Origin of the sequence: Dactylosporangium maewongense, from assembly GCF_039531485.1 — a bacterium.
GTDB classification, from domain to species: domain Bacteria; phylum Actinomycetota; class Actinomycetes; order Mycobacteriales; family Micromonosporaceae; genus Dactylosporangium; species Dactylosporangium maewongense.
The window spans coordinates 1-12,128 of sequence record NZ_BAAAQD010000072.1 but is presented as its reverse complement, the minus strand read 5'-3'; the positions used below and the strand labels follow the sequence as shown (position 1 = coordinate 12,128).

General features: G+C 69.1%; 14 protein-coding genes. 11 read left to right on the top strand and 3 right to left on the bottom strand.

Annotated elements, in window-relative coordinates:
* Positions 1-85: 85 nt before the first annotated feature.
* Positions 86-355 carry an HAD family hydrolase gene (locus tag ABD332_RS59500; protein WP_344515961.1) on the bottom strand — a complete coding sequence of 90 codons (270 nt, stop codon included), beginning with the start codon at positions 353-355 and terminating at the stop codon, positions 86-88.
* Between the two features lie 168 nt (positions 356-523).
* On the opposite strand from ABD332_RS59500, the gene ABD332_RS59495 reads away from it, so the two are divergent.
* The 7 genes from ABD332_RS59495 to ABD332_RS59465 all read left to right on the top strand — a co-directional run bounded on the left by ABD332_RS59495 (position 524) and on the right by ABD332_RS59465 (position 5,651).
* Complete coding sequence (locus tag ABD332_RS59495) at positions 524-811, top strand: winged helix-turn-helix transcriptional regulator (RefSeq protein WP_344515959.1); 288 nt, start codon at positions 524-526, stop codon at positions 809-811.
* Positions 812-862: 51 nt separating this feature from the next.
* Positions 863-1,078, top strand: a complete 216-nt coding sequence (locus ABD332_RS59490; protein WP_344515957.1) for a carboxymuconolactone decarboxylase family protein — start codon at positions 863-865, stop codon at positions 1,076-1,078.
* Positions 1,078-1,968 (top strand): PhzF family phenazine biosynthesis protein, encoded by an 891-nt coding sequence (locus ABD332_RS59485; RefSeq protein ID WP_344515955.1) that lies wholly within the window; start codon positions 1,078-1,080, stop codon positions 1,966-1,968. The genes ABD332_RS59490 and ABD332_RS59485 overlap by 1 nt, the downstream gene beginning before the upstream one ends.
* A gap of 279 nt (positions 1,969-2,247) precedes the next feature.
* A complete protein-coding gene (locus ABD332_RS59480; protein WP_344515953.1) occupies positions 2,248-3,117 on the top strand; it encodes a DUF1152 domain-containing protein in 870 nt (289 codons plus the stop codon).
* Between the two features lie 177 nt (positions 3,118-3,294).
* Complete coding sequence (locus tag ABD332_RS59475) at positions 3,295-3,459, top strand: hypothetical protein (RefSeq protein ID WP_344515951.1); 165 nt, start codon at positions 3,295-3,297, stop codon at positions 3,457-3,459.
* Between the two features lie 60 nt (positions 3,460-3,519).
* Positions 3,520-4,506, top strand: coding sequence for an FAD-dependent oxidoreductase (locus tag ABD332_RS59470; RefSeq protein WP_344515949.1), 987 nt, complete (start codon positions 3,520-3,522; stop codon positions 4,504-4,506).
* Positions 4,416-5,651 carry an FAD-dependent monooxygenase gene (locus tag ABD332_RS59465; protein ID WP_344515966.1) on the top strand — a complete coding sequence of 412 codons (1,236 nt, stop codon included), beginning with the start codon at positions 4,416-4,418 and terminating at the stop codon, positions 5,649-5,651. Before ABD332_RS59470 ends, ABD332_RS59465 begins: the two co-directional genes overlap by 91 nt.
* A gap of 317 nt (positions 5,652-5,968) precedes the next feature.
* On the opposite strand, the gene ABD332_RS59460 is transcribed toward ABD332_RS59465, so the two are convergent.
* Positions 5,969-6,433 carry a hypothetical protein gene (locus ABD332_RS59460; RefSeq protein ID WP_344515947.1) on the bottom strand — a complete coding sequence of 155 codons (465 nt, stop codon included), beginning with the start codon at positions 6,431-6,433 and terminating at the stop codon, positions 5,969-5,971.
* Positions 6,434-6,673: 240 nt separating this feature from the next.
* Here ABD332_RS59460 and ABD332_RS59455 point away from each other — a divergent pair, with 240 nt between their 5' ends.
* The 3 genes from ABD332_RS59455 to ABD332_RS59445 all read left to right on the top strand — a co-directional run bounded on the left by ABD332_RS59455 (position 6,674) and on the right by ABD332_RS59445 (position 9,013).
* Entirely contained in the window at positions 6,674-7,021 is a 348-nt protein-coding gene (locus tag ABD332_RS59455; protein ID WP_344515945.1) for a zinc-binding dehydrogenase, read from the top strand.
* A 114-nt stretch (positions 7,022-7,135) separates the two neighbouring features.
* Positions 7,136-7,537 carry a YybH family protein gene (locus ABD332_RS59450; protein WP_344515943.1) on the top strand — a complete coding sequence of 134 codons (402 nt, stop codon included), beginning with the start codon at positions 7,136-7,138 and terminating at the stop codon, positions 7,535-7,537.
* Positions 7,538-7,549: 12 nt separating this feature from the next.
* Positions 7,550-9,013 carry an FAD-dependent oxidoreductase gene (locus ABD332_RS59445; RefSeq protein WP_344515941.1) on the top strand — a complete coding sequence of 488 codons (1,464 nt, stop codon included), beginning with the start codon at positions 7,550-7,552 and terminating at the stop codon, positions 9,011-9,013.
* A gap of 1,093 nt (positions 9,014-10,106) precedes the next feature.
* Here the strand turns inward: ABD332_RS59445 and ABD332_RS59440 are convergent.
* Positions 10,107-10,502: a hypothetical protein gene (locus ABD332_RS59440; RefSeq protein WP_344515939.1), complete on the bottom strand. Its 396-nt coding sequence runs from the start codon at positions 10,500-10,502 to the stop codon at positions 10,107-10,109.
* Between the two features lie 196 nt (positions 10,503-10,698).
* On the opposite strand from ABD332_RS59440, the gene ABD332_RS59435 reads away from it, so the two are divergent.
* Entirely contained in the window at positions 10,699-11,982 is a 1,284-nt protein-coding gene (locus ABD332_RS59435) for an IS701 family transposase (RefSeq protein WP_344515964.1), read from the top strand.
* The last annotated feature ends 146 nt before the right edge of the window (positions 11,983-12,128 follow it).

Below are 12,128 nucleotides of genomic sequence, written 5' to 3'. Positions count from 1 at the left end.
CGACTGACCGTCATCACCACCGAGGGAACCCAACCCGACACCGACACCACCCAACTCGCCGCCGCCTAACATCAACCACAACGGATCAGCGCTGACCGCCTCCTACACCACCAGCGCGGACGTGACCGTACACGGGAAAGCTGTCGCCTTCGCGGGCCATGAATTCCGTGATCGGCCGGTATTCGGCGGCGGCGTCGAGGTGCGGTGCTACTACCTGAATGGTGTCGACGGGCCGGCGGCCGTGGGTGTGTGACCAGACCAGGTCTGGATCGAGGTTGCGGTGGTCTGCCCATCGGCTCCAGATCCGGCGGTACGCGGGGTACGAATCGACGAGCACGCCGTCGACGTCGAACAACACCGCCTTGTAGACGCCTCGCAAGGCCACCTCTGCCGCTTCGGAAATCGAATCACCTCACCGGACGCTAGTGTATCGAAGATCGAAGCATCAAGAGGGGCGGCACAGGCGATGACGGCACCCAGGCCAGGCCGGCCCGTGCGCGGATCGAGCACCGGGCGACCCCTCATGGCCGCCCTCGACCTCTTCGGCCGTCGCTGGAACCTGCGCGTCGTCTGGGAGCTGCAGCATGGGCCGGTCGGGTTCCGCGCGCTGCGGCAGCGCTGCGACAACATGTCCTCCAGTGTCCTGCGGCAGCGGCTGACCGAACTCCTTGACGCCCAGCTCGTCGCCCAGCAGCCGGACGCGGCCTACGCGCTCACTGATCTGGGTCGGGGCGCCTGCCAGGCATTGCGCCCGCTCGCCCGCTGGTCCGACGCGTGGGCCTCGGCCCTGAGCGAAGACGGCAAGGACTGAACCCGTGAAGCGCCGCCCCCTGGCGCTTCGGAAACCGAATCGCCTGGAAGGGTGGCCATGCTCATCCGGATGGTGGACGCCCTGCACGACTCGTGCGACGTCGACGACGAACTGTGGCGGTCCGCGCAGGAATTGTTCGACGAGCGGCAGCTGCTCGACGTGCCACTGCTGTGCGGGTGGTACCACGCGATCTGTTTCGCCGCCCGCACCGTTCGCGTCGAACTCGAGCTCGGTGCTCCCCGCTTCGTCGACGTCACGGCCGCCTGATGGCCGGCCCGCCGGTGGCAGTGGTGAACGCCTGCACCCGCGATGGGGAAGGCGGCAGCCCCACCGCGGTGGTGATCGACGACGCCACGCTCACCGACGACGACCGTCACGCCGTCGCCCGTAGGACCGGCACGTCCCACACCGCGTTCATCGACACCAGTACAGCGGATGCGCCCATGGTGCGCTTCTTCACCAGCGCCGGGGAACTCACGAACTGCGGCCATGGCATCATCGCCGCGCAAGCCGTCCTGCTGCACCGCAGCGGCGCCCCCGAGCTCCACGGCAGCCTGCGCACCGCAGGCCGCACCTTCGCCACGACCGCCGTCCGCCGCCACAACGGCATCGAAGTCCGGTTCGACCAAGGCGTCATCGCCCTGGCGGACTACGCCGACGCCACTGCCGGCGGCATCATCGCGGCCCTCGACCTGCAACGAGCGGACATCGCCGCCGACGTACGGGTCGCCTCGCCCGGCACGCCACGACTTCTCGTCCCCGTCCGGGATCACCTGACGCTGCTGTCCATGCGGCCCGACTTCGGTCGGCTGGCAACCGAGTGTCGCCGGCTCGGGTATCTCGGCTGCTTCACCTACGCACTGTCGCCGACCGCAAGAACGGCCGCGGCCCGCATGTTCGCCCCCGCGATCGGCGTCAACGAGGACATCGCGAACGCCAACAGTGTCGGCTGCCTTGCCGCCCACCTGCTCGACACATCCGGCAATGGCGACATCGAGATCCACCAGGGCGACACGCTCCGGAGACCGTCATCGATTTTCGCCAGCGCGACATGTACTGGATCCGGCATCGTCGCCAGAATCGGCGGAGTGGTCGACCTCGGCGCGCCCATCGATCTCCGTGCGCCAAAGCCGTCGAGCCACCTTCCCTGCCGATGATCGGATGCACGGTCATCGGCAGTTCAGCGCGCCGGTCGCCGCGTGACCTCATCACGCGGCGTGACGGACGCGGTCAACTCGCGTTCACCGTCGGCGGCAGATGAGCGCGCCGAGCTGTGGACGGGTCTCGCGCCAGTCAAGCGACTCAGGGGGTCGCATTCCGGGCGCATGCGATCAAGAATTCTGCCTATGGGATGGTCGCTTGCTACGCCTCCGCTGTTCGCGGCGCTCGAACCGGCGCGCCGAGTCCTGTTGGCGGGAGCGGGGGGTGGATTCGACGTGTACGCCGGGCTTCCGCTGGCGTTTGCGTTGTGGGATCGGGGTGTCGAGGTCCACTTGGCCAATCTGTCCTTCGGGCCGTTGACGCTGGTGCCACCCGAACGGTGGCTGGAGCCCAACGTCGCTGCCGTCACGCCGGACGTCGCACGGCGTGTCTCGTACTTCCCGGAACTGGCCCTCGCCCACTGGCTGGCTGAGCAGCGACTGCCGTCGACCGTGTACGCGCTGCGCCGAACTGGGGTGCAGCCGCTGCGCGCCGCCTATCGCAATCTTGTCTCGTCGCTCGGTGTGGACGCGATCGTCCTGGTCGACGGCGGCACCGACATCCTGCTGCGCGGCGACGAGTCGGGGCTGGGCACCCCGGTCGAGGACATCGGCAGCCTGGCAGCGGTGGCCGGGCTCGATGTACCGATCAAGCTGGTGACGTGTCTGGGCTTCGGCATCGACGCCTACCATGGGGTGAACCACGTTCAGGTTCTAGAAAACCTCGCGGCGCTCGACCGCGACGGCGGCTATCTCGGCGCGCTGTCCATCCCGAGCGACAGCCGCGAGGCAGCCCTGTATCGCGACGCTGTCGCAGCCGCGCAGGCCGCGACACCGCAGCGGCCGAGCATCGTGAACGGCCAGATCGCAGCGGCGCTGAGCGGCGAGTCCGGAGACACCGGGTTCACCCGCCGCCTGTCCGGGCCCACGCTGTTCGTGAACCCGCTGATGGCCATGTACTTCACCGTGGAGCTCATGGCGCTCGCAGCCAGATGCCTGTACCTGGACCGGCTGGAGGAGACACCTACGGTTCGGCATATCGAGGTCCAGATCGAGCAGTTCCGCAGCGGCGTCGACAGGCGCATCCCCAGGGCTTTCCCGCATTAATTAGACGGCGCTTGGCCTTCGTCGACTCCCTGGCTGGCTACTCGCTGGCCCGGCTGGGCTGGCGCGGTCCGGGGGCATCGTCTTCGACTGCGTGGTGTCGGTGCTTGCGGTGCCGCCGATCGTCCTCACCGTGCCGCTGACGCGGTCCGTACCAGCACCGACCACTGGGCGCTCCGGTTGGCCTATCGGCCCTGGGACCGCGACGGCGCGGGGGGCCAGACGTTCGCCTACCCGGTGATGATGGCTGGCTCGATCCTGACCATCATCCCCATGGCTATCGTCTTGGTCGTCTTCCAGCACTTCTTCGTCCGCGGAGTGGCGCAGTCCGGCGTGGAGCGCTGACCGGGGCCGACGAGTGCCCGCACAGGTGTGGTGGCCGCGTGAGCGGGCAGAGCACAAAGTATGGCGAGGTACAAGGTGGGCTACATCGTCGGCAGCCTCGCGGCCGCCTCCATCAATCGTGCGCTGTCCAGGGCGCTCATCCGCCTGGCCCCGCCGGAGCTGGAGTTCGTGGAGATTCCGATCCGCGACCTGCCGCTGTACAGCTACGACTACGACGCCGACTTCCCCGCCCCGGCCCGGGCGTTGAAGCAGGCCATTGCCTCCGTCGACGCGGTCCTGTTCGTCACGCCGGAGTACAACCGCTCGATCCCCGGCGCCCTGAAGAACGCCATAGACTGGGCGAGCCGGCCCTGGGGCGACAACTCGTTCGCGCGCAAGCCGTCGGCCGTGATCGGCGCGTCCCCGGGCAAGATCGGCACCGCGATCGCGCAGCAGAGCCTGCGCAGCGTGCTCGGCTACTGCAACTCCCCCCAGATGAACGCCCCGGAGGCGTACATCCAGTTCCGGCCCGGCCTGATCAGCGAGACGGGCGAGGTCGGCGACGCCGGCACGGAGCAGTTCCTGCGGAAATTCATGGCGGAGTTCCACGGGTTCGTCGCCCAGGTCATGACGGCGCTGCCCCCGGCCGGGACGCGCGAAGCGGAGCAGCGGCCGCCCGCCGCCGACGAGGCGGACGCGCTGATAATCGGCGCCGGTCCGGTCGGCCTGATGGCCGCACACGAGCTGCTGCGCCGCGGGATCGCCGTGCGGCTGGTCGACGCCGCATCCGGCCCGGCCACGACGAGCCGGGCCGCCGTGATCCATCCGCGCACCATCGAGATCCTGGACCAGCTGGGGCTCTACGAGGAGTTCAACGCCCGCGCGGTGCAGGGCAGAGGATCGCCTTCGACGCCGACGGCCGGCAGTTGGCCTCGATGGACCCGTCGTTCACCGGGCACGCCACGCGCTTCAACCGGATGTGGCTGCTCGACCAGGCCATCACCGAGCGGCTGCTGCGCTCGGCGGTCGAGCGGCTCGGCGGTCGCGTGGAGTGGGGTGTCCGGCTGACCGGCGTCGAACAGGACGCCGGGACGGTACGCGCGACGCTGGATCACGACGGCCGGGTGGAGGAGACGACGGCGCCGTGGCTGGTCGGCTGCGACGGCGGGCACAGCACGGTCCGGGAGCAGCTGGGCGTAGTGCTGAAGGGCGAGTCCACCGAAACCTGGCTGATCGCGGACGCGGAGATCGACTTTGCGCGGCCGGTCGAGCACGACCGGATCCGTTGGATCCGGGCGGACGGCGCGTCCATGATGCTGTTTCCGTTGGTCGGCGAGCGCCGCTGGCGCCTGCTCGACACTGTCGACGTCGACTACGGGGGCGATGACGACGCGGTCGCCGAGCGGTTCGCCAGGAAGCTCAGCCGCGGTCTGGGGACCGAGGCGCGAGTGGAGCGCCCGACCTGGGTGTCGGTGTTCACCATCCAGCAGCGCGCGGCGCCTGTCATGCAGTCCGCCCGTTGCTTCCTGGCCGGCGACGCCGCGCACGTGCACAGCCCGGCGAGCGGACAGGGCCTGAACACCGGCGTGCAGGACGCCTTCAACCTGGCCTGGAAGCTCGCCGCGGTGATCCGCGGCCTGGCCGGCCCGAGCCTGCTGGACACCTACAGCGCCGAGCGGGTGCCGGTCGGGAAGGCCCTGCTCCGCTCGACGCGGACGGCGACGGAGCTCGTGGAGCTGCGCAACGCCGTGATCGACGAGCACCTGCCCGCCGTGTTCGAGGTGGCCAATGCATGGCCCCCGATCTTCCAGGCACTGAACCGGAGCCTCTTCGGGGCGATGTCGGGCCTCGGCATCGCCTACCGGACGAGCCCGCTGACGGTACCGGACACCGACACGCTCCGGCCCGGGCCCGCCCCCGGGGAGCGCGTGGTGCAGGTCCGCCACCCCGAGGCGGACACCGCCGGCTGGCGGAAGCTGTTCGACGCGCTGCGCGGCCCGAGCTGGCTGCTGGTCACCGCAGACCAGACCACCGGCGGTCAGGAACTCTCACTACCGAGCCTGGCGCAGACGTGCGCCGTCGGCAGGCCCGCCTCCGACACGCTCGGCCTCGAAGATGGCGGGTGGCTCCTCGTCCGGCCCGACGGCTACGTAGCCGCCCGCGGGCATGGCCAGGACCAACTCAACCGCGCTCACTGCCGCATGCCGCTGTGAACGCCGAGACGACGCTGGCGGTTCGCGCGCACCGCCGCAGCGGATCGGGCGGCTCCGGGGATCCGCGACGCGCCATTCGGGGAACCCTACCGACCATGATCAGGCGCGCACACATGCCGATTTCAGTGCACTCAATCATGGAGTCGAGGCCCGCTGCCGAGTCTCGATACATGGTCTGTCTCGACGCATCCAGCGGCACTTGACGACTTTCGACGGGAGGCGCAGTCGCAGATGGACCCGCTGGATGAGCGACCGAGTCCTCCGGGCCGAGACCGGGCTTCGCGCGGGTTACGCGCGCTTGCGGATGGTCGCGCGAATCAGGTGCCAGGCGATCGTCCAGAAGATGTGCGCCGGGCTCGCCCCAGGTCGCGGGCGAGGTGGGACCGACGCAGGCCCGCAGAGCGCAGCCGCCGCAGATCAGCGAACGTGTCGTGCATGAGCTGCATGTTGAAGTAGTTGACGTGCTCCAGAGCCGCGAATGCCGCGAACACGAGCCCCGGCCAGGTCCCACGACCCGGATCGGTGGCTGTGGCATACCCCGTGACCGCGAGACCGGCGGCCAGCAACATCGGGTTGACGGCCAGCGCTGCGCGGAACGCGCGCTCGCCCGGCAGACCGCGAGCGCGACCGCGGAGCTGGTGAAGCTTTGCCGCCCAATAGCCGGCTCCCTCCACCAGCAGCAGGGCGAACACGCTGAAGCCGACCAGATTCGGTACCGTGACCGGCAGGTCGACCAAGCCGAACCACAACCCGGCCTGCAGCGGGATGTTGACGAGCTCCATGGTCGCCAGTGACCGCAGCCGTCGGTCTACCTGCCGCGGGAGCGCCACTGGGCGAACCGGCACACCGACCATCGTAGATCATCAGAGCTGCCGCCTCTGACCAGGTGCGCAGGTGCTGATACCGCGCGCTGTCATGCCGCCATTGGTGCGCGGCGTCCCATCGCTACTCGTAACGGTGGGTGATTGGGTCCTGCAGCGCGCCGAGGCTTCTGAACTGCCGATGACAGTGTGTTCGCGTTCATGAACATGACGGTGGCTGGTGAGGCGCCGTTGGAGGACGTCGGCGGCGTCGACTTGGTCTTCGACGTCATCGGCGGCGACATTCAGCGCCGCTCCGCGGGCCTGATCCGCGCCGGAGGAGTCCTGGTGACCGTCGTCGGGCCGGCCGAGGCGCGGCCCGCCGGCGGCTTGGCGATCGACTTCGTCGTCGAGTCCGATCGCGCGCAACTCGGTGAGATCGTCCGCCGGGTGCGGGACGGACGGCTGCGCACCAACATCGGCACCATTGTGACCCTCGACGATGCCGTCGCCGTCCTCAACCCGACCGAGCGGCTTCGCGGGAAGACGATCATCCGCATGCGTTCGTGAAATGGAGGGTGATCCTCCAGGACGGCCATCACCCGCCTCCTCCTCCGGTTACCCCATCACTCGCCGATAGCGTGGGAGCCATCGCAACTCCACCAACCCGGAGAGGAGATCGCGATGTCCGAGTCCTTTTCCCTCCCCACGGCACCCGAGGGCGTCATCCCCGCGCTGGTCGAGCGTTTCAACTCCGGCAAGGTCGGCGAGTTGATGACCCTGTACGAGGGGGCGGTACTCGTCGCCGACGACGGGCGGACCGTCACCGACAGCGCCGAGGTCGCGGCCGAGCTCGAGCGCGACATCAGCCTCGGCCTGCCGCTGGCGGCCAAGGCGCGCCATGTGTTCGTGGCCGGCGACATCGCCGAGATCGTGGTCGACTGGGCGATCGACGGCCCCGGTCCCGACGGCCGGCACGTGCACGTCGCCGGCACGGCCAGCGATGTGGCGCGCCGCGGCTCCGACGGCCGCTGGCGGTACTTGATCGACAACCGTCTTGGGACCGCGGTACGACAGCCCGCGTGACGGGGGTGCGCCATGACGACCATCGAGCTGTGCCCGGACGACGTGCACAACCGGCGGACGATCCACCAGGGTCACCCGCCCGACTGGGTCAACCGCGACGGTGGCGACTACGACGTGGTGGTGGTCGGCGGCGGACCGGCCGGCCTCACCGCCGCCACGACGGCCGCCGCAGGCGGGCACCGCGTCGCGATGACGGAGCAACGGCTGACCGGGGGCACCTGTGTCAACTTCGGCTGCACGCCGAGCAAGGCGCTGATCCGGTGCGCACGCGCGGTTCACGATGCGGGCCGCGGAGCCGAGCTCGGATTCCGGCTCGACGCCCCGCCCCGAACCGATTTCGGCGCGGTCATGGAGCGGGTCCGCCGGATGCGCTCCATGAGCAGCGCCGGCGACGCAGTCCAGATGGCCGAGGAGGCGGGGGTGGAGGTCTACCTCGGCCACACCCGCTTCACCGCCCCGAACGCCGTGGAGGTCGACGGCCGGCCGCTGCGGTTCCGCAAGGCGGTGATCGCCACCGGATCGGAGCCCGTGGTGCCCGCCATCGACGGCCTGCGGACCGGCGAGTACCTGACCAACGAGACCGTCTTCGCCCTGACCGAGCAGCCCTCCCGGTTGGTCGTTATCGGCAGCGGCCCGCAGGCGTGCGAGCTCGCCCAGGCCTTCCGCCGCCTCGGCAGCGAGGTGGACCTGGTCAGCCACCCCACGACCCTGCTGTCCCAGGACGAGCCGGAGGCCGGCGAGCTGATCCGCCGCCGGTTCGAGCAGGAAGGGATTCGGCTGCATCTGGGATTTACGGCGGTACGGGCAGGCGCTGGCCGGCTGCTGGCGCTCGGCCCCGGCGGGACACGCGAGCTGCCGTACGATGCCCTGCTGCTCGCCACCGGCCGCAAGGCGAACGTCGAGCATCTGAACCTGGACGCGGCCGGGGTCCACGACGCCGGGGATGGCGTGGCGGTGGATGCGTACCTGCGCACCGCCAACCCCGACATCTATGCCGCCGGAGATGCGACCTTCCCGCTGAAGTACACGCACGCAGCCAACGCGACTGCGCGGCTCTGCATCGCCAACGCCCTGGACGCAGCACATCGCCCGGCCCGGGACCTCGTGATTCCCCACTGCACCTACACCGACCCCGAGGTGGCCGAGGTGGGCCTGACCCCACGCCGGGCCCGCGACGAGGGCGTCGCCATCGACACGTACCGGCTCGACCTGACCAAGGTGGAGCGGGCCTTCATCGACGGCGAGGACGAGGGTTTCGGGGCGATCCACACCCGCAGCGGCAGCGGCGAGATCGCCGGCGCAACCCTCGTGGCAACACACGCCGGCGAGATGATCAGCGAGCTGACGCTGGCGATCACGAACCGGCTGACGCTGGAAGCACTCGCCGACACGGTGCACTGCTACCCGACCCAGGCCGAGGTCTTCCAGCGGATCGCCCTGCAGGCCAGACCCCAGCGGGTTGCGGCAGCCCACTGAGTCCGCCGGCCGACCTGAAATCCGGGACGGCACCAGCCATGGCGGTGCCGTCCCGGATCCACCGATGACTCTCGGCCGTCTACCGCGCTGTGGCGCCGCCAGCGAGGTCGAAGCACGCCGCCGAGCACGCCGCCGCGAACGGCTGACCCAAGGCCACCGATCGTCACCGGAGACGTTCCGCACGATCACGGCCAGCTGCAACTCCTCCTGCAGATCTGCGAGGAGTTCTTCCGTCGCGCCAGCCCCGCCACCCACGCCGAACTCGGCGCCCTCCTCCTCACACGAAACACCACCGGCGGACCGGGCTGGCTGATCGACATGCTCGGCCTCACCGTCCCCGGCAGTCGCCTTGCTGATGACGAGACTGATCGGGCGGGTCGCACTGTTGACAAGCACGCCCATACGTCGGGGTCGGCTGCCGCCATCTGCAGCAGTGCTCGGCCGGGTATGCCGGCGTTGCACTGTGACCCCGGCGCTGTGACGCCGCGTCAGGGTCGGCGAAGGCGAGGATACGTGGCTTTCCATCGCCGTGAGTGTCGTTCGACCGGCGGCGAAGCCCGAGCTTGTGACAGTCTGGCCTTGCTCGTCATGCGTCACGTCCCGATGCCGACGATGCCGATGACCGAGTCTCGGAACAGTGCGAGGAACTGGTCGTAGGTTCCCGGGCCGCTCGTATCTGCATGCTCGGCCATGAGGTCCGACAGCGGGGTAGCGCTCGCACCGGTACGGTAGCGTGGCGGCTGATGCGACCAACCGTGAGTGTGCTGCCGCTCTTGCGCCTAAATGCGCTGTGACGAGATCCGGATCTGCATCGCGTCATGCGTTCAGCGGTGATCCGACGGCCGGGCAGCAGGGTAAGTCGGACCTGGGGTCGGTAGTCGCATCGAGCGCCAAGCCCCTGCCCTCCGACACGCCGACCAGCCCCAGCGCCACCAGCCCATCGTCAGACATCTACATAAACGAACCTGGGCTGGGGTACTAATCCGGCCGGCGGATTCGTCTTCGTCATCACGCTCGACGCTGCAACCCGGGATCGGCCCTCGGCCTTCGGGTCGATGGCCGCCCGCCCTTGACGGACGGCCACCGAGTCAACTCAGGAAGGGTTCAATGCCGACAGCTCCCCGACGGGTGCCACCAGGTGACCCTCCCCGAAATAGCACCACCATGCCGGTGACGAGCCGGCCGGGCAGAGCATGTGCAGTCCACGGTTGTGCACTGCACAGTCGGGCCATGCGATGTTCAGCACCTCGGCGAACAGGTCTTGGACATCTTCGGCAACTTCGGCCAGCGCGTCCTCCTCCGTTTCCCCTTCAAGACCGCTCACCCCGCCGTAGAACCTGCCGTCTTCCAGGGTCACGTGATAGATGGAACGTTCTCTGAAGGAGCCCACGCTCCGAACGGCAAGCCTGAACGAGAGACCTGACGCAAAGACATCGCTTTGCACCAATGCCAGTGCATCCTTGAGGCGCCCGAGGGCCTGCGCTGTCACCGGATCTCCTCCGCGTGCGGTCTGGTACCCCAGCCCAGGTTCGTTATGTAGATGTCTGACGATGGGCTGGTGGCGCTGGGGCTGGTCGGCGTGCCGGAGGGCATGCTGACGACCGCCGGATGATCATCGATGACTGGTGGAGACAATCGAAGATCGTGCGGCGGCCGCTGGGCACAGCGTAGCCGTCAGGCAGTGGCTGGCTGAGTTCGACACCGGGTTCGCCGCGATCGCGGGCCGGTTCGGTCGGGTGGAGCCGCGTCGGCAAGCGCGTTTGTTCCTGCTCGGTTTGTTGTCCGATGTGGACACCCGGTCGTGCTGGCAGTTGGCGGAACACGCCGGAGACGTTTCGCCGCATGCGATGCAGCGGCTGCTGGGTGAGATGGTCTGGGACGCCGACCGGGTCCGCGATGACGTGCGCGGCTACGCCGTCGCCGCGCTCGGCGACCCGGGCGGGGTGCTGATCCTGGACGACACCGGTGATCTGAAGAAGGGCCGGCACACCCTGGCGACCCAGCGCCAGTACACCGGCACCGCCAGGCGGATCGAGAACGCTCAGGTGGCGGTCTATCTGGCCTACGCCGCCCCGCGCGGGTCCACGCTGATCGACCGGGAGGTCTACCTGCCCAAAGCCTGGACCGACGATGACGCCCGATGCGCGGCGGCGGGCGTGCCCGAGCAGGTGCGGTTCGCGACGAAGATCACCCTGGGCCGGCGGATGCCCGCCCGGGCCCTCGACGCGGGCGTGCCAGCGGCGTGGTGCACCGCGGACGAGTTCTACGGCGGCGATCAACACCTGCGCCGCGACCTGCAGGCCCGCAGTGTCGGCTATGTCCTGGCCGTGGCCAAGAGCCACCGGGTCACCGCCCGCCCGGTCGACGGCCCGGTCCGCACCGACCGGCTCACCGCCGCGCTGCCGACCCGAGCCTGGCAGCGCCGGTCCGCCGGGGCCGGGTCAAAAGGCGAACGGACCTACGACTGGGCGTGGATCGCCATCACCCCGCCCGACGGTGAGACCGGCGGCTGTCACAGCCTGCTGGTACGCCGCCGGACCAGCGACAGCGAGCTGGCGTTCTACCGCTGCTGGTCACCACAGCCGGTCCCGCTCCGCGCCCTGGTCCGGGTCGCCGGCACCCGCTGGAACGTGGAAACCTGCTTCCAGACCGGCAAGACCATCGGCCTGAACGAGCCCCAGGTCCGCCGCTGGAACTCCTGGTACCGACACATCACCCTCGTGATGCTCGCCCACGCCATCCTCACCGTCATCGCCGCCCGCGAACGTGACCGGCACACCGATCAGACACTGATCCCGTTGACGTTCAACGAAATCCGGCACCTCTTCAAACTGATGATCACCAACACCACCCACACCATCAGCCACCGCCTGCACTGGTCGAACTGGCGCCGCCGACACCAAGCCCGCGCCCGCACCAGCCACTACCGCCGTCGCGGCCACACCATCCATCAACCAACATCTACATAACGAACCTGGGCTGTCGTATTAGGGCCTGTCTCTTGGATCATGAAGCGGGATGATGCATAGCGTCCCGGTTGTTTATCGGGACGCTATGACCGCTCGATTTGAACTCACCGATCCGGAGTGGGAACTCCTCGCCCCGCTCCTGCCGA

Coding starts and splice junctions, on each gene's coding strand:
- ABD332_RS59495 (WP_344515959.1), top strand. CDS start 524: ATGGCCGCCCTCGACCTCTTCGGCCGTCGCTGGAACCTGCGCGTCGTC.
- ABD332_RS59485 (WP_344515955.1), top strand. CDS start 1,078: ATGGCCGGCCCGCCGGTGGCAGTGGTGAACGCCTGCACCCGCGATGGG.
- ABD332_RS59455 (WP_344515945.1), top strand. CDS start 6,674: ATGAACATGACGGTGGCTGGTGAGGCGCCGTTGGAGGACGTCGGCGGC.
- ABD332_RS59445 (WP_344515941.1), top strand. CDS start 7,550: ATGACGACCATCGAGCTGTGCCCGGACGACGTGCACAACCGGCGGACG.
- ABD332_RS59465 (WP_344515966.1), top strand. CDS start 4,416: ATGTGGCTGCTCGACCAGGCCATCACCGAGCGGCTGCTGCGCTCGGCG.
- ABD332_RS59450 (WP_344515943.1), top strand. CDS start 7,136: ATGTCCGAGTCCTTTTCCCTCCCCACGGCACCCGAGGGCGTCATCCCC.
- ABD332_RS59460 (WP_344515947.1), bottom strand. CDS start 6,433: ATGGAGCTCGTCAACATCCCGCTGCAGGCCGGGTTGTGGTTCGGCTTG.
- ABD332_RS59470 (WP_344515949.1), top strand. CDS start 3,520: ATGGCGAGGTACAAGGTGGGCTACATCGTCGGCAGCCTCGCGGCCGCC.